General features: G+C 72.7%; 15 protein-coding genes. 8 read left to right on the top strand and 7 right to left on the bottom strand.

What is annotated here, in order from left to right; genetic code table 11:
• Window positions 1–27 precede the first annotated feature (27 nt).
• Window positions 28–2472 (top strand): CHAT domain-containing protein, encoded by a 2445-nt coding sequence (locus IZR02_RS00785; protein ID WP_025104192.1) that lies wholly within the window; start codon window positions 28–30, stop codon window positions 2470–2472.
• A gap of 256 nt (window positions 2473–2728) precedes the next feature.
• On the opposite strand, the gene IZR02_RS00780 is transcribed toward IZR02_RS00785, so the two are convergent.
• The 5 genes from IZR02_RS00780 to IZR02_RS00760 are packed head-to-tail and all read right to left on the bottom strand — an operon-like array spanning window position 2729 to window position 7289.
• Window positions 2729–3505, bottom strand: a complete 777-nt coding sequence (locus IZR02_RS00780; RefSeq protein ID WP_025104193.1) for a DeoR/GlpR family DNA-binding transcription regulator — start codon at window positions 3503–3505, stop codon at window positions 2729–2731.
• Window positions 3502–4434, bottom strand: coding sequence for a class II fructose-bisphosphate aldolase (locus IZR02_RS00775; protein WP_025104194.1), 933 nt, complete (start codon window positions 4432–4434; stop codon window positions 3502–3504). The genes IZR02_RS00780 and IZR02_RS00775 overlap by 4 nt, the downstream gene beginning before the upstream one ends.
• Window positions 4431–5375, bottom strand: coding sequence for a 1-phosphofructokinase family hexose kinase (locus IZR02_RS00770; protein WP_217316539.1), 945 nt, complete (start codon window positions 5373–5375; stop codon window positions 4431–4433). Before IZR02_RS00770 ends, IZR02_RS00775 begins: the two co-directional genes overlap by 4 nt.
• Window positions 5372–6364: an ROK family protein gene (locus IZR02_RS00765; protein WP_025104196.1), complete on the bottom strand. Its 993-nt coding sequence runs from the start codon at window positions 6362–6364 to the stop codon at window positions 5372–5374. The genes IZR02_RS00770 and IZR02_RS00765 overlap by 4 nt, the downstream gene beginning before the upstream one ends.
• Window positions 6365–6389: 25 nt before the next feature.
• Window positions 6390–7289 (bottom strand): SIS domain-containing protein, encoded by a 900-nt coding sequence (locus IZR02_RS00760; RefSeq protein WP_025104197.1) that lies wholly within the window; start codon window positions 7287–7289, stop codon window positions 6390–6392.
• Between the two features lie 282 nt (window positions 7290–7571).
• Here IZR02_RS00760 and IZR02_RS00755 point away from each other — a divergent pair, with 282 nt between their 5' ends.
• Genes IZR02_RS00755 through IZR02_RS00745 form a run of 3 tightly spaced genes read left to right on the top strand, consistent with a single transcriptional unit; the run spans window position 7572 to window position 10748 of the window.
• Entirely contained in the window at window positions 7572–8816 is a 1245-nt protein-coding gene (locus IZR02_RS00755) for an extracellular solute-binding protein (protein ID WP_025104198.1), read from the top strand.
• Window positions 8817–8847: 31 nt separating this feature from the next.
• Window positions 8848–9819, top strand: a complete 972-nt coding sequence (locus tag IZR02_RS00750; protein ID WP_025104199.1) for a carbohydrate ABC transporter permease — start codon at window positions 8848–8850, stop codon at window positions 9817–9819.
• A gap of 2 nt (window positions 9820–9821) precedes the next feature.
• Window positions 9822–10748, top strand: a complete 927-nt coding sequence (locus tag IZR02_RS00745) for a carbohydrate ABC transporter permease (RefSeq protein ID WP_025104200.1) — start codon at window positions 9822–9824, stop codon at window positions 10746–10748.
• 157 nt (window positions 10749–10905) lie between these two features.
• Here the strand turns inward: IZR02_RS00745 and IZR02_RS00740 are convergent, their stop codons facing one another.
• Window positions 10906–12069: an ROK family protein gene (locus IZR02_RS00740; RefSeq protein ID WP_025104201.1), complete on the bottom strand. Its 1164-nt coding sequence runs from the start codon at window positions 12067–12069 to the stop codon at window positions 10906–10908.
• A 122-nt stretch (window positions 12070–12191) separates the two neighbouring features.
• On the opposite strand from IZR02_RS00740, the gene IZR02_RS00735 reads away from it, so the two are divergent.
• From IZR02_RS00735 to IZR02_RS00720, 4 genes are all read left to right on the top strand, one after another.
• Complete coding sequence (locus IZR02_RS00735; RefSeq protein WP_062766072.1) at window positions 12192–13289, top strand: ROK family transcriptional regulator; 1098 nt, start codon at window positions 12192–12194, stop codon at window positions 13287–13289.
• Window positions 13290–13392: 103 nt separating this feature from the next.
• Window positions 13393–13986, top strand: a complete 594-nt coding sequence (locus IZR02_RS00730) for a short chain dehydrogenase (RefSeq protein ID WP_025104203.1) — start codon at window positions 13393–13395, stop codon at window positions 13984–13986.
• The gene (locus tag IZR02_RS00725) at window positions 13986–14528 is read left to right on the top strand and encodes a GNAT family N-acetyltransferase (protein WP_025104204.1); all 543 of its coding nucleotides are present in this window, start codon (window positions 13986–13988) and stop codon (window positions 14526–14528) included. The genes IZR02_RS00730 and IZR02_RS00725 overlap by 1 nt, the downstream gene beginning before the upstream one ends.
• A 67-nt stretch (window positions 14529–14595) precedes the next feature.
• Complete coding sequence (locus tag IZR02_RS00720; RefSeq protein ID WP_025104205.1) at window positions 14596–16302, top strand: long-chain-fatty-acid--CoA ligase; 1707 nt, start codon at window positions 14596–14598, stop codon at window positions 16300–16302.
• 9 nt (window positions 16303–16311) lie between these two features.
• Here the strand turns inward: IZR02_RS00720 and IZR02_RS00715 are convergent, their stop codons facing one another.
• Window positions 16312–16611, bottom strand: a complete 300-nt coding sequence (locus tag IZR02_RS00715) for a chorismate mutase (protein WP_025104206.1) — start codon at window positions 16609–16611, stop codon at window positions 16312–16314.
• Between the last annotated feature and the right edge of the window lie 12 nt (window positions 16612–16623).

The following is a 16623-nucleotide window of genomic DNA, read 5'->3' as shown; positions in this document are numbered from 1 at the left end:
ACCGCTCCGGCACGGCATCCTGGACGGATGCCCCTGTCCGCGAGCGCGCTGCACCGACGCGGCGTCGAGGCGGCCAACGCCCGGCAGTTCACCCGTGCCAGGCGGGAACTGGAGAAGGCCGCCGCCCGCACCGACGACGCCGACCTCCGCGCCCGCATCGACGGGACGGCCGCCTACGTGCTCGCGCAGACCGGTGAGCCCGCGGCCGCGGAGGCGCTGTGCCGGGAGGCGCTGGCCAGGGACGGGCTGCAGGCCGAGACGGTCGCCCTCCTCGGCGGGCAGCTCGGCGCCCTCCTCATGCACGGGGGCAGGATGGAGGAGGCCGAGGCGAGCCTGACCACCGCGATCGACGCCCTGGCCGCGACCGGGACCGAGACCCCCGCCCTCGCCAACTGCCTGATGAACCGGGCGGTGGTGCGGATGCAGCGCCATCAGCTGGACACCTGCATGGCCGATCTCCGCCGTGCGATCTCGATCTACGAGGCGCACGACGAACGGGACTCGCTCGCCGAGGCCACGCACAACCTCGGCTATGCCGCACTCCTCGGCGGCGACCTCGTGTCGGCGCTGCGCCTGATGGCCGAATCCCGGCCGACGTTCGCCGCCACCAGCGCCCTCGCCACCGCCATCAGCGACCTCGACCGCGCCGAGGTGCTCCGCGACGCCGGGCTGACGACCGAGGCGGAGGCGCTGCTCGCCCGCGTGGCCGTGCAGTTCGGTGCCCAGCGGATGCGCCAGGCCCGTGGGGAGGCGGAGTTCCACCTCGCCCGCTCACTCGTCCGCCACGATCCGCGAGCCGCGGCGCGGGCGGCGAGGACGGCCGCCCGCCGCTTCACCGCCCTCGGCAGCAGCGGCTGGGCGGCCCGCGCCGCGGCGGTGGAGCTGGAAGCCCGACAGCGGATCCGGCCCGATCGCCCGCTCGACGCCGCCGCGTGGGAGCAGGTGGCGCAGGAGCTCGACCGGAGCGGCTTCCGCACCGAGGCCACGGCCCTGCGGTTGAGCGCCCGCCGCGACGGCACCGGCCGCCTCCCCCGCATCCCCGCTTCGGCCCCGACGCCGCTCCGACTCCGCGCGCAGGAGGTGCGCGCGGCCCGCGCCGCCGGACGCGGTCGCGACGGGGAGGCGCTGCGCGCCGCGGCCACGGGGCTCGACCTGCTGTCGGCATGGCAGCGCTCGTTCGGCGCCCTCGACCTGCAGGCCTCCGTCGCCATGCATGCCAGCGACCTCGTGTTCACGGGACTCGCCGCTGCCGTCCGCCGCCGCGACCCGGCGACGCTCTTCGAGTGGTCCGAGCGCGCCCGGCACCTCAGTCAGCAGGTCGCCCCGGTCCGTCCCCCGCACGATGACGCCCTCGCCGCCGACCTCGCCGAGCTCCGGATGCTGCGCGCCGACCTCGCGGGGGCGGACTGGACGACCGACCCCACCGTGCGCGCGCTCCGCGACCGGGTGCGCGAGCGGCAGTGGTCGGCCACCGGCTCCGGGGCGACGAGGGAGCGCCGAACACTGGCGGAGACCACCGCGCTCCTCTCCGCCGATACCGCGGTGCTCGCCTACGTCTACACCGTCACCGGACTGCACGGGGTCGTGGTGCAGCCGGACGGCGCGACCCTCGTCGACCTGTCCTGGCCGCGGGTGCGGGCCGCTCTCGACGGCCTGCGCGCCGACCTCGACATGGCCGCCCTCACCCGGGACGGCGCGATGGGGCCGGTGACCGCGCGCGCTCTGACGGCGCGTCTCGCTGTCCTCGACGACGAGCTACTCGGGCCGATGCGCCGGGCCGCCGCGGGCGCCGCGCGGTTCGTGATCACCGTTCCCGGGATCCTCGGCGGGGTGCCGTGGGCCATGCTCCCTGGCATGCACGGCGTGCCGTTCACCCTCGCGACCTCGGTCTCGCGCTGGTTCGACGGGGAGGCCTCTGCTCCCTCAGCCCCGAGCGTCGGGTTCGCGGCGGGACCGCGCGTGCCGCGGGCGGCGGAAGAGGTCCAGCGCGCGGCGGAGTCGTGGGCGGGACGGGGAACGACCCGGACGCTGCAGGACACCACCGCGACCGTGAGCGCCGTCACCGCGCTGGCGGCCTCCGTCGACGTGCTCCATATCGCCGCGCACGGGCGTCACGCGGTCGACAATCCGCTGTTCTCCGGGTTCGAACTCGCCGACGGCGTGCTCTTCGGCTACGACGTCGACCTCATCGACCGGGTGCCGCGGACCGTGATCCTCTCGGCGTGCGAGCTGGGTCGGTCCTCCGTGCGCTGGGGCGAGGAGGCCCTGGGCATGACGCGCGTGTGGTTGCACGCGGGCGCGGAGGCGGTGATCGCGGCTCCCGTCACGGTGCCGGACGACGACGCGTGCGAGCTCCTGACGGCGGTCCACGAGGGCCTCGCCGGCGGCGCGTCCCCCGCCGACGCCCTGGCGAGCGCCGCGCTCAGGACGGGGGTTTCCGCCCCGTTCCAGTGTCACGGCAACGGATTCTGACTTTTTTCCCGGATCGGGGTATCAGAATCGCACCCGCCTTCTCCTGTTCTTCGGAAGGTGTCGAGCGAAAGGCCTCGAAGGGAGAGGCACGAGGGAGGCGCCGTCGGTTCTGGGGAAACGCCGCTGGGGAGCGGGAAGACGAGACGGACACCATCTGCTCCGGGAGCGTCGCGGTATGCAGCCGCGATGCTCCCGCAGGGCCTCGGCGATCTGGGGACGCCGAGGCCCTCGGGGCGTCCGCGTGCGGCCTGAGGCCTCAGGCGAGCAGGACCGTGTAGCCCGCAGCGCGCAGCGCGTCGACGGCGGCCCCGTCGGCCCCTCGATCCGTGATGACCGTGGCGAAGAGCTCCGCCCCGCCGACGGTGGAGAAGGCCTCGGCCCCGAGCTTGCTGCCGTCGGTCACGACGACCGCCCGCCGCGCCCGCTCCGCCATCATCCGGTTCACCGCCGCCTCGCGCTCGTCCTGCGTGGTCGCCCCGGCTGCCGCGTCCATCCCGTTCACGCCGATGAACGCGAGGTCCAGCCGCACCCCGCGGAGGAGCTGCTCGACGAACGGGCCGACGAGCTCGTAGGTGCGCGAGTGGATGACCCCGCCCGTGACGACCACCTTCATCTCCGGCCGGGTCGCGAGCTGGGCGGCGATGTTCACGGCATTGGTGACCACCGTGATCCCGCCCTCCGCCGCCAGGTCCTCGCGGGCGGCGAGCGCGGCCGCGATGGCGGTGGTCGTCGTGCCTCCGGAGAGGCCGACTACCATGCCGGGGGTGACGAGCCCCGCCGCGGTCTGCGCGATGCTCTCCTTCTCGTGCGTGCGGAGATGGCTCTTGTAGCGGAGCGGCAGTTCATAGGCGACGGTCTGGGCCACGGCACCGCCGTGCGTGCGGGTGAGCAGCCGCTGCTCGGCGAGGGAGTCGAGGTCGCGGCGGGTGGTGGCCGGGGAGGCACCGAACCGCTCCACCAGCTCCTCCACCGTGACCTCTCCGTCCGCCGCGAGGAGGTCGAGGATCGCGTGCAGTCGGGCCGCGCGCTTCACCGGTCGTCGTTTCGCGTCGAGGTCGCAGCCGTGCCGGGAACCTCTGCGACCGGAGCGGGATTCTGCGACGGCAGCAGGGCGAACAGTCGCAGCATCCGGGCCGCTTCGTCCGCGAGGGCGGCGCGGGCGGGAGCGAGGTACTTGCGGGAGTCGACGAGACGGTCGTCGGCGGCGAGCACCTCGCGGACCGCCCGGGTGAAGAAGCCGTTGAGGTGGGTGGAGACGTTGACCTTCGTCATCCCGGCGCGCACGGCATCGGCGATCACGGCGTCGGCCACTCCGGACGAGCCGTGCAGCACGAGGGGCACGTCGGTCCCGTCCGCGGCGGCGCCACGCAGAGCCGCACGCAGGCGGCCGATGAGGTCGAGGTCGAGGGAGGCGGTGCGGTCGGTCATGGCGTGCGACGACCCCACGGCCACGGCGAGGGCGTCCACGCCGGTGGCGGCCACGAACGCCCGCGCCTCGTCCGGATCGGTGCGCACACCGGGGGCGTGGGCGCCGTCCTTCCCGCCCACCTCGCCGAGCTCGCCCTCCACGTACACCCCCGCCGCGCGGGCCCGGGCGGCGACCTCGGCGGTGACCGCCACGTTCTCGTCGTAGGGCAGCGCGCCGCCGTCGAACATGACCGAGCCGAAGCCGAGGGCCACGGCCTCGTCCACGAGCTCCGGCCGCTCCGCGTGATCGAGGTGCACCGCCACCGGGGTCTCCGCGCGTCGTGCCGCGGCGAGCGTCGCGAGGGCGACCGGCTCCAGACCGCCGTGGTAGTCGGCGCAGTTCTGCGAGATCTGCAGGATCACGGGGAGCTGGGCGAGCGCGGAGGCCCGCACGAGGCCCTCCGCGGTCTCCAGGTGGATGACGTTGAACGCGCCGATGCCGGTGCCGGCGGTGGCAGCCGCGGAGACGAGTTCCCGAGCGGAGACGAGGGTCACGAAGGGTCCTTCCGGAAGGAGGCGGGGTCGGGGCGGGAGACGCGAAGCTGCTCCTCGAGCGCGCGCCAGCGGGGGGAGATGTCGCCGGCGAGCGGCATGAGGACGGCGGCTGCCGACCACGCGGTCGCGCGACGGAGGATGACCTCGGGGTCGCGCTCGCCCTCCGCGGTGAGCACGGCGCAGGCCGCGACCGCGGCGTCTCCGGCGCCGGTCGGGTTGCCGGAGAGCGGCTCGTCGAGTCGGGCGTGCAGGAGATCGGTCGCGGTGACCGCGAGCATGCCGTCGGCACCGAGCGACAGGAGCACGAGCTCGGCACCGCGGGCCAGCAGCGAGCGCGCGTCCTCGACGGGGTCGGCGATCCCGGTGGCCTCGGCGAGCTCCGCGGCGTTGGGCTTGAGCACGGTCGCCCCGGCGTCGGCGGCGCGCAGGAGGGCCGGGCCGGAGGTGTCGACGATCACCGGGACGCGGGCGTCCGCACCCACCGCGACGAGCATCGGCACGAGCGACTCCGGCGCCCCGGGCGGAAGGCTCCCTGAGACGACGAGGACCGCGGCGCCGGGAAGCCGGTCGACGACCTCCGCAAGAAGCCCGCCCCACTCGGCATCGGTCGGGTTCACCCCTCGCTCGTTGACGATCGTGGTGTCGCCCGCGGCCTCGTCGACGAGGGCGATGCTGCGACGCGTGTCGGCCGCGACGGGCACGAGCACATGGGGCACCCCGCTGGCCGTGAGCTCCGCGGCGAACTCCGCGCCGACCGGACCGCCGGCCGTGGTCAGCGCGAGGACGGAGGCCCCCTCGGCATGCGCGACCCGCGCGACGTTGAGACCCTTGCCGCCGGCGCGGGACGCCCCGGTGTCGGCGCGGTGCGTCCCTCCCTCCACGAGGCGCTCCACGTGCCAGGTGAGGTCGAGAGCGGGGTTCGGGGTGACGGTGAGGATCATGCGAGCTCCCGGGCGCGAAGGGCGGCGCCGATCAGGCCCGCGTTGCCGGACAGCTCGGCGGGGACGAGCGCGGGGAGGCGGTGGAAGCTGAGGCGGGCGGCGAGGCGGGTGCGCAGCTCGTCGAAGAGCGCGCCGCCCGCCCGCGACAGTCCGCCGCCGATCACCACGGCCTCGGGGGCGACCACGGCGGTCAGCTGCGCGAGCGACAGGGTGAGCGCGTCCAGAGCCGAGTCCCAGATGTCGGCGGCGACCCGATCCCCGGCGGCCGCTCGGGCGATGACGTCCTTGGCGCCGTCCGGGGTCGTCCCCGTGGCCTCCCGGTAGCGGCGCGCGATGGCGCCCGCCGAGGCGACGGCCTCCAGACAGCCGCGGGCACCGCACGGGCACACCGGTCCGTCGGCGATCGGCGAGTGCCCGATCTCGCCGGCGTAGCCCCCGGCCGTGTAGGGGCGGCCGCCGACGAGCAGGGCGCCGGCGATGCCGGTGCCGATCACGAGGATCACCGCGTCGTCGTAGGCCCGCGCGCCGCCCAGCTCGTGCTCGGCCCAGCTCGCGGCGCGCACGTCGTGGTCGAACGCGACGGGAAGGCCGAGACGTTCCGCGGCGAGCGCGCGCAGCGGCGCGTCCCGCCAGCCCATGTTGCTCGCGAAGACGCCGACCCCGGCGGCCGCGTCGACGATCCCCGGCACCACGAGCCCGGCGGCGCGCGGCGTCACGTCGGGATGCTCGTCGCGGAGGTGCGCGGCGAGCACCTGCAGCCGGTCGAGCAGCGCGGGGGTGCGGTCGCCGTCGGCCGTGGGGGTGGGCGTGCGACGGAGGCCGAGCGCCCGCCCTTCCGCGTCGAACAGCGCCGACTTGATGTCCGTCCCGCCGACGTCGAAGGCCAGGACGGGCGACCCGGCGCCGAGCGTGCGCACCGCGGCGAGCTTCTCGCCGGCCTCGTCCCTCGCGACGTCGGGGATCGCGTCCGCGGCGTCGTTCGGGGTCATCGCTCGGCTCCGGGGATCGCTGGCGTCATGCATCCAGGATGACGGATCGCGTGAGGTTGCGCGGCTGGTCGGGGTCGAGCCCGCGGGCCACGGCACGGTCGAGGGCCGTCCGGTGCAGGCGCACGAGGTCGGCGAGCGGGTCGATAGCCCGGTGCTCGAAACGGGCGCCCGTGGCGCGCACCTCCGCGGCCAGGCCTTCCGGTGCCTCTCCGAACTGCCACGTCACCCGGCCCGGCGCGGCGATGGCGATCGGACCGTGACGGTAGTCCATCGACGGGTACGCCTCGGTCCACGACTGCGAGGACTCGCGCAGCTTCAGGGCGGCCTCGTGGGCCAGGCCGATCGTCCAGCCCCGCCCGAGGAACGTGTACTGCTCGGCGTCGCGCAGCTCGGTGTCGTCGCCCTCCTCGGCGAGCACGGTGGTGGCGTCGGCGATGGCTCCGGAGAGGTCTTCGCCCAGCGACGCGCGGAAGAGGGCAAGCGCGGTCGTGGCGAAGCGCGTCTGCACGACCGACTGCTCGTCGGCGAACGGCAGCAGCACCGCGTCGTCGACGAGCGAGACGAGCGGGGAGTCGGGGTCGCCGATCACGCCGATCGTGCGGGTGCGCGCCTTGATGCGGTCGACGAGTTCCAGCACCTCGGTCGTGGTGCCGGAGCGGGTGAGGGCGACGACCGCGTCGTAGCCGCGGTCGATGAAGGCCTCGGACGCCGCGAAGGCATCGGTCTCGCCATGGCCGGACGATTCGCGCAGCGCGGCGTACGACTGGGCCATGAACCACGAGGTGCCGCAGCCGACGACCGCGACCCGTGCCCCGCGGGTCGGCAGGAGGGCCTGCTCGGCGGTGAGCTCGGCGGCGGTGGCCCACATCTGCGGCTGGGAGCGGAGCTCTTCGCGCATGTGCGCGCCGGGCAGCGAATCGGTCATGAGGAGGCCTTTCGGACGAGTTGTTGCGTACTTGTGATTGTTTCGGGCGTGATCCGATCATAGTATTTCGTCCCAAGAGAGCAACATCTTGATTTGTTTGTTTGCCTGACAAATAATCGGGACGAGTTCCCCCGAGCCCCCGCTCGGACGATCGCGACCACCTCGGCGGCGTGATCAACACGCACCGTCGCGTGGAGTGTTCTGCGACTGTGCACCACCCCCCTCTCCGGAGAGCGGATCCCGCCCGCTGGAGCAGCACCCACAGTGAGGAATGCAATGCCCATGAACAAGTCACGGCGATACGGGGCCGCAGCGGTCGCGGCCGTCGCCACGCTGTCGCTCGCATCCTGCGGTTTCGGTGGATCGGGAGGAGACAGCGGCGGCGGCGACGACGCCAGCACGCTCGACCTGCTCGTCCCCAGCTACTCCGACGCCACGAAGGGTCTCTGGGAAGACGTCATCGACGGTTTCACGAAGGACAACCCCGACATCACCGTCAACCTCGAGGTGCAGTCGTGGGACAACCTCGAGAAGGTCATCTCCACGAAGGTCCAGGCCGGCGAGGCGCCCGACATCTACAACGGCGGCCCCTTCGCGGGCTTCGTCGAGGACGAGCTGCTCTACCCGGTCGAGGAGGTCGTGTCGGACGACGTCTACTCCGACTTCCAGGACTCCTTCCTCGCCAACGCCGAGGTCGACGGCACCGCCTACGCCCTGCCGATGATCGCCTCCGCGCGTGCCCTGTTCGTCAACAACGACCTCCTGTCCCAGGCGGGCGTCGAGGCGCCGACCGACTGGGACTCCCTGCTCGACGCGGCGACCAAGGTGTCCGGGCTCGGCGGCGGTGTCGCGGGCTACGGCATGCCGCTCGGCTCGGAGGAGGCGCAGGCCGAGGCCGCCGTCTGGCTCTGGGGCGGCGGTGGATCCTTCGGCGACGCGTCGGAGATCACCATCGACACCCCGGAGAACCTCGTCGGCGCCGAGCAGATCAAGAAGATGATCGACGCCGGGGCGACCCAGGCCGACCCCGGCTCCACGCAGCGCTCCCCGCTGATGGACATCTTCATCCAGGGCAAGATCGGCATGCAGGTCGGCCTGCCGCCGACGGTCGGCCAGATCGCCGACAACAACCCGGACCTCGACTACTCGATCGTCCCGATCCCGACCGAGGACGGCTCGCCGTTCACCCTCGGCGTCATGGACCAGCTCATGGCGTTCGAGAACGACGGCGACAAGCAGGAGGCGATCACGAAGTTCCTCGACTACTTCTACTCGCCCGAGGTCTACGTGCCGTGGGTGCAGGCGGAGGGCTTCCTCCCCGTCACGAAGTCCGGCGCCGAGGAGCTGTCCGGCGAGGAGGCCCTCAAGCCGTTCCTCGACGTGCTGCCCGACGCGCAGTTCTACCCGTCGACCAACCCGAAGTGGTCGGCAGCGGACGGCGCCTTCAAGTCGCTGTTCGGACAGATCCAGGATCAGCCGGCCGCCGATGTGCTGAAGCAGATCCAGGACCAGGTGGACGCGGGCTGACCCGCGGAACGGAGAGGTTCGGGAATCCCCCATGAGCCAGACGACAGAATCCTCGAACCTCGCGGGGGCGGCCACCGGCCGCCCCCGCACCCCGGACGCCGGGACGGCCGTGCGCGGTCGCCCCGGCGGGCGGGACCTCCTGCAGGCGCTGCCGTGGATCGCCCCCGCGCTGGTGCTCATCATCGGCGTGGTGCTGTTCCCCGCCGGCGTCATGTTCTTCAACTCCACCCGCGACATCTCGCTCTCGGGCCTGGACAAGGGCTCGGTCGGCTTCGACAACTTCGTGACCGTCTTCACGTTCCCGGAGTTCTGGCCGATCTTCGTCCGCACGATCGTGTGGGTCGTGTCGGTCGTGCTGTTCACGGTCGTCATCTCGCTCGGACTCGCGCAGATCCTCAACAAGGCGTTCCCGGGGCGCCAGCTCGTGCGGATGGCGGTCATCGTGCCGTGGGCCGCGTCCGTGGTGATGACCACGATGGTCTTCTACTACAGCCTCGAGCCGTACTTCGGGGTCTTCAACAAGTTCCTCTACGACATCGGGCTCTCCGACGACGCGGTGGGCTACGGCTGGACGAAGAACCCGACGACGGCGTTCGCCTGGTCGATCGTCATCGCGGTGTTCGTGTCGCTGCCCTTCACGACCTACACGATCCTCGCGGGGCTGCAGTCCGTCCCCGCCGACGCGATCGAGGCGGCCAAGATGGACGGCGCCGGAGCGGCCCGCACCTACTGGTCGATCGTCCTGCCGCAGCTGCGGAGCGCCCTCGCCGTGGCGATCCTCATCAACATCATCAACGTCTTCAACTCGCTGCCGATCCTCAAGGTGATGACCGGGTCGATCCCGGGCTACGGCGCCGACACGATCATGACGCTCATCTTCAAGTACATCGAGCTGCAGAAGAAGGTCGACGTCGCGAGCGCCCTGTCGGTCGTGGCCTTCCTCATCGTGATCGCGATCGTCGCGGCCTACGTCAAGATCGTCAAGCCCATGAAGGAGGTCTGATCATGACCGTGACCGAGACCGCCCTCGTGACCACCGCCGACTCCCGCGGACGACGCACCCCGCCGATCCCCGGCCGCCGGCGCCGCTACACCGCGGATCAGGTGACGCTGCCCCGGGTGATCCTGCGCACCGCCGCCGGGTTCCTCGTGCTCGCCATCTTCGTGCTGCCGTACCTCATCATGTTCTTCGGATCGGTGAAGACGAAGGCGCAGATCCGCTCGGTCGACCCGACCTACCTCCCGGTGGAGTGGCACTGGGAGAACTACCTCACGATGTGGTCGACGCCCGAGACGCCGCTGCCGTACAACCTCGTCTCGACCATCGTCATCTCCGTGTTCGCGACGCTCCTGGTGCTGCTCGTGTCGCTCCCGGCGGCGTACTACACGGCCCGGTTCCGGTTCCCCGGCCGCATGGTGTTCCTGTTCCTCGTGATCGTGACGCAGATGCTGCAGCCGGCGGTGCTCACGTCGGGCCTGTTCCGGCAGTTCACCGTCCTCGGCCTCGGCGACACCTGGACCGCGATGATCTTCATCAACGCGGCCTTCAACCTGTCGTTCGCCGTGTGGATCATGCACTCGTTCTTCGCCGGCATCCCCAAGGAGGTCGACGAGGCGGCGCAGATCGACGGCGCCGGGCGCCTGACGGTCCTGTTCCGGATCAACCTCCCGCTCGTCTGGCCGGGCATCGTCACCGCGATCGTGTTCACGTTCGTGGCCTGCTGGAACGAGTTCGCCGCCTCGCTGGTGATCCTGTCGACGGACAAGAACCAGCCGCTGTCGGTCGCGCTCACGAAGTTCGTCGGTCAGTACGAGACGAGCTGGCAGTACGTGTTCGGCGTCTCGATCGTCGCGATCCTGCCCGTCATCATCCTCTTCATGCTCATCGAGAAGCGTCTCGTCGGCGGCCTCACCGCCGGCAGCGTGAAGTAGCCCGTCCCGGTTCCCGTCCCCCGGGTTCCCGTCCGGCGCCCCTGCACGACCGCGGCGCGCGGGCAGGGGTTCCGGGCGGATCCGGTCGTGCGCCCGTACCCGGATCGTGCCGCCGGAACATCCGACGGGAGTGGTCAGGGGCGGGTCGGGGGCGGGATCAGGGGCGGGGGCCGCCGGCGCGGAGCTGCTCGGGGTTCCATCGCACGCCGAGGACGGCGGTGAGGGCGGCCTGCGCGGGGCCGGCGGAGGGGGCCACGCGCGGGTCGGCGTACCGGATCGGGATGTCAGCGGTGCCGCGCGCGGGGTAGCCGCTCTCGGCCCGCACCCGCTCCAGGAACCGGGGGCCGAGCTCCGTCGCGGGGCCGCCGATGACGACCTCGATCGGATCGAGCAGCGCCCCGATGAGCTTGATGGCGCGGGCCAGCGCCCGCGCCCCGTCGTCGATCAGCGTCTGATCCGCCCGGGCGACGAGGGCACGGACCGCCGACGCGTCCAGGGCGTCCGAGAACTCCTCGCCGAGCATCGGTCCCATCGCGGCCGCCGACTCCAGGCAGCCGCGCCGCCCGCAGCGGCACGGGCGGGCGGCATCGCCGAACACCACCTGCACGTGCCCGATCTCCCCGGCACGGTCGCGGGGTCCGGGCGCGAGCTCCCCGTCGAGGGTGACCGCGGCGCCGATGCCCCCGCCGCTGTGGATGAACAGGCGGTAGCCCGAGGGGGCGGCGTCCAGCCCGGCCTCCGCGATGGCCTCGGCGTCGACGTCGTTGACGAGGAGGACCGGGACGCCCGCGATGCTCTCGAAGCGCTCCGCCAGCGGCACCTCGTGCCACTCCAGTTGCACGCTCTCCAGCACGGTGCGCCCGTCCGTCGTCCCCGGGACCTGCACACCGACCGCGAGCAGCCGCGACCCGGTTGCGGCGACGACCTCCGCGACCGTCTCGTCGAGGACCCGGTCCCGGGTCTGCATCGTGTAGGAGATGCTGCGTCGTTCGACCTCGGAGCCGTCGAGGGCGACGAGCGCCAGGTACGCGCTGGTCGGCTGCACGACGAGCACGAGGATCAGGTGGTGCTCCGCGTCGATGCTGAGCGTGGTCGCGCGCTTGCCCCCCGTGCTCACCGCCTGCTCACCCTCCGCGATCAAGCGGTTCTCGATGAGCTCGGCGACGAGGGACGACGCGGTCGCCGCCGTGAGGCCGGTCGCCCGCGCGATGCCGGCGCGGGTCTGCGAACCGGAGGCCTGGAAGACGAGCTGGAGCGCCCGTCGCAGGTTCGCTCGCCGAACCGCCGCCTGGGTGTCCAGCGCGTCGTCGTGGGTGAACATCTGCGGGTTCCTTCTCGGGGCCGAGGTCCGTCGATTGACAGCGCGCGTACCGCTCCGTACGCTCGGTCCGTTAGTTTATTCATTGAACTTAGTCAGCCCGAGCGTCGATCGGGAGGAGCATCGTGCGCTACCCCCAGATCCTAGAGCGCCCCGCGGATCGGGCACGAGCCGCGCAGCCACCGGGCAACGGTCACGCCCGCGGTATCCGGGAGCGGAACCGCGCCCTCGTCCTCCGCACCCTCATGGAGCAGTCCGCCCTGAGTCGCGCCGATCTGTCCCGGCTCACCGGCCTCGCCCGCCCCACCGTCTCCGAGGTCGTGCGCGACCTGCTCGCCGACGGTGTGATCCGGGAGAGCGGACCCAGCCAGGAGTCCCGGCCGGGGAAGCCCGCCGTGATGCTCGAGTTCGACCAGCGTGCCGTCCAGGTCATCGCACTCGACCTCTCCGCACCCGACGACATCGTCGGCGCACTGGCCTCGCCGGACGGCCGCATCGCGCACCGCCTCCGCCGGCCGCGCACCCCGGACGCCGCCGCCGCCATCGCCGGTCTCGTCGCCGAGCTGCGGGCCCTCGCCGACGGTCCCGCGCTCGGCATCGGCATCGGCGTGCCCACCGGCTCCTCCGCGCTGCTCGGTCTCGGCCCTCGACTCGCGGACGTCCTCGACGCGCCCGTCCACCTGTTCGACGACGCCGATCTCGTGGCCGACGCCGCGCAGCGGTTCGGCTCCGTCGGCACCGACTTCCTGCTCGTCCGCATCGGCACCCGCATCGGCACCGCGATCCGCGTCGTCGGCGACGACGGCGCCCCGGTGGAACGCTCCATCGGCGCCCGCGAGCTCGCGCACGTCGGTGCGGGTGGCGACCCCGGTGAGCTGTGCCTGTGCGGCCGCGACGGCTGCGTCCACGCGTGGGCCGCGGCTCCCGCGATCGCCCGGCGCCTGGAGACGCCGGGCGCAGACCACGCGACGGTGCTCACCGCCGCCGGCGCCCGGCTCGGCACGTCGCTCTCGGTCATCGCCGCCGCCGTCGACCTGCCCACGATCGTCCTGAGCGGTCCGGACGGGATCGTCTCCCCGGAGTTCGTGGACGCGACGGCCGCCGCGGTCCGTGCCGCCTCGCACCCCTCCCTCGGACCGACCGTGGTGCCGAGCGCGCTCGACGACGCCGTCCTGCTGGGCGCGGCGACCCGCGTGGTGGCCGCCGAGTTCAGCCCGCGCTGACGGACGCGCCCGTCATCCGTCCCCTCCCGCCCGGAAGGGATGGGAGACTCGATCCCGCGAGGCGGCCGTCCGTCGTCTCGATCCGTCCTGGGAGGGAATCCGCATGAAGGTACTCGTGATCGGCGCGACCGGCAGCATCGGCGGGGTGGTCGCCGCCACCCTCGACGTGCGGGGACACGAGGTCGTGCGGGCGTCCCGCTCCGGCGAGCAGAACGTGGACGTGACCGACCCCGCCTCCATCCGCAGCCTCTTCGAGCGGGTCGGCCCGGTCGACGCCGTCGTGGTCGCCGTGGGCTCCGTGCCCTTCAAGCCGCTCACCGATCTCGACCGCGACGACTATCTCGCCGCCTTCACCGGGAAGACCCTCGCGCAGCTCGACGTCGTGCGGGTCGCCCTCGACCACGTGACCGACGGCGGCTCCATCACCCTCACCAGCGGCGTGCTCGCGCGGGAGCCGATCGCGACGGGAGCGGCGGCGGCGATGGCCAACGGCGCCCTGGAGTCGTTCGTGATCACGGCGGCGGCCGAGGCCCCGCGGGGGATCCGCATCAATGCGGTCTCCCCCGACGTGCTGGCGAACTCCCCCGGGTACTTCTCGACCTTCCCCGGCCACCGCCCTGTCACCGACGACGAGGTCGGCCAAGCGTACGTGCGCGCGGTCGAGGGCATCGTCTCGGGGCGGGTGCTCCCCGTCTGATGGCGCTCTCCCTCACTCCCGTCCCCACCCTGACCACCGAGCGGCTGGACCTCGTGCCGCTCGGACCGGAGCATCTCGACGGCACCTGGGCGGCCCTGCAGGAGCCCGAGGTGCTGCGGCTGACCGGCACCCACGCGCGCTTCACCCGCGAGGGCGTCGAGACCTGGCTCCGGTCGCTCGCCGACCGGGACGACCGGGCGGATTGGGCGATCCTCCGTCGCGACGACGGCGCGCACATCGGCGAGGTGGTCCTCAGCGACCTGGACGAGGACAACGGCTCGGCCGGTTTCCGCATCGCCCTCGCCGGCCCGCGGTGGTTCGGCGCCGGATACGGGACCGAGGCGACGCGCGCGGTCATCCGGCACGCCTTCGACACCGTGGGACTGCATCGCGTGGAGCTCGAGGTGTACGCGTTCAACCCGCGGGCGCAGCGCGCCTACGAGAAGGCCGGGTTCGTCGTCGAGGGCCGGCGTCGGGAGGCGCTGCGCTGGGACGGCGAGTGGGTCGACGCCATCGTCATGAGCGTCCTCGCGGACGGGTGACTGCACGCCGAACGGTGGTGAGCGCAAGGGGGAGGCGGAGCACAGGTCCGTGTCGGAAGATGAGGGCATGACCGACGCGCCGCTGTCTTCCCGTCCCTGGCTCCGCTCATATGCCGAGGGCGTGCCGGCCGACATCGACGAGCCGACGCAGACCCTGCCGCAGATGCTGGCCGCCGGCATCCGGCGGTATGCGCGCCGCCCCGCCCTCGAGTTCTTCGGTGCCGTGACCACCTACCGGGAGCTCGGCGAGCAGATCGACCGCGCCGCGGAGGGACTCCGCCACCTCGGGGTCACGAAGGGCGACCGGGTGGCGCTGGTGCTGCCGAACTGCCCGCAGCACGTCGTCGCGTTCTACGCGGTCCTGCGCCTCGGCGCGATCGTCGTCGAGCACAACCCGCTCTACACCGCGCGGGAGCTGCGCCACCAGTTCGAGGACCACGGGGCCCGCGTCGCGATCGTGTGGGACAAGGTCGCCGACACCGTCGCGGGGTTCCCCGACGACCTCCGGGTCGGCCACATCGTGAGCGTCGACCTCACGGCGGCGATGCCCCTGTCGAAGCGCCTCCTGCTGCGACTCCCCGTCCCGAAGGCCCGGGCATCGCGGGCGAAGCTGACCGGCACGCCCCGCGCGCGGCACCTGACGCCGTGGAAGAAGCTCGTGTCGCACCGGCGGCTCCCCCGCCGCACCCCCGGGCCGTCGCTGGGCGACACCGCCGTCCTGCAGTACACGAGCGGGACGACCGGGATCCCCAAGGGCGCCATCCTCACCCACGCGAATCTGCGGGCCAACGCGATGCAGGGGCGGGCCTGGGTGCCAGGACTCCGCGACGGCGAGGAGACCTTCTACGCCGTGCTTCCGCTCTTCCACGCCTACGGACTCACCCTGTGCCTCACGTTCGCGTTGAGCATCGGGGCGAAGGTGGTGCTGTTCCCGGCCTTCGATGTGAGCCTGGTCACGGACGCCGCCCGCACGAGCCCGCCGACCTTCCTCCCCGCCGTCCCGCCCATCTACGACCAGCTGGCCCGCGCGGCCGGCCGCGGCACAGTCGACCTCTCGACGGTGCGGTTCGCGATCTCCGGGGCCATGAGCCTCCCCGTGGCGACGGTGCGACGCTGGGAGGAGGCCACCGGGGGACTGCTCGTCGAGGGGTACGGGATGACCGAGGCCTCCCCTGTCGCGCTCGGCAACCCGATGGGTCCGACGCGGCGCCCCGGCACCGTCGGCGTCCCGTTCCCGAGCACGGAGATCCGTGTCGTCGACCCCGACGACCCCAATGTCGACGTGCCCACGGGCGAGCCCGGTGAGCTGCTGCTGCGCGGACCGCAGGTCTTCCAGGGGTACTGGGGGCGCCCCGGCGATACGGCTGAGACGCTGTTGCCGGACGGCTGGCTCCGCACCGGCGACATCGCCGAGGTCTCTCCCGACGGGTTCGTCACCATCGTCGACCGCCGGAAGGAGCTCATCATCACCGGCGGCTTCAACGTCGCGCCCAGCGAGGTGGAGAGCGCGCTGGAAGCCCACCCGGACGTCGTCGCCGCCGCCGTCGTGGGGCTCCCTCGGGCGAGCGGCGGCGAGGAGGTCGCCGCGGCAGTGGTGCTCCGCGAGGGCGCGGCGGCGGACATGGACGGGCTCCGCGACTTCTGCCGCACCCACCTGACCGCCTACAAGGTGCCGCGCCGGATCACCGCCGTCGACGACCTCCCCCGGTCGCTCATCGGCAAGGTGCTGCGGCGCGAGGTGCGCGACCGGCTGCTCGCCGAGCGCGGGGCCTGACGCTCGGGCTCAGCGCCCCTCGGCGGCCTCGGTGTGGTGGCGGATGACCTCGGCCACGACGAAGTTGAACCACTTCTCCGCGAACTCCGGGTCGAGGTGGGCGTCCTCCGCGAGCGCGCGGAGCCGGGCGACCTGCTGCTCCTCACGGTTCGGGTCGGACGGCGGCATCGCGTGCTCGGCCTTGAGGTGGCCCACCTGCTGTGTGGCGCGGAACCGCTCCGCGAGCAGGAAGATCAGGGCCGCGTCGATGTTGTCGATGCTCGCACGCAGCCGGAGCAGTTCGGCCTTCGGATCCTCAGCGGCAGTCATGCCCCTACTCTA

This window comes from Microbacterium paraoxydans (assembly GCF_019056515.1).
Taxonomy (GTDB): Bacteria; Actinomycetota; Actinomycetes; order Actinomycetales; family Microbacteriaceae; genus Microbacterium.
This window is presented reverse-complemented; position numbering and strand designations above follow the sequence as displayed.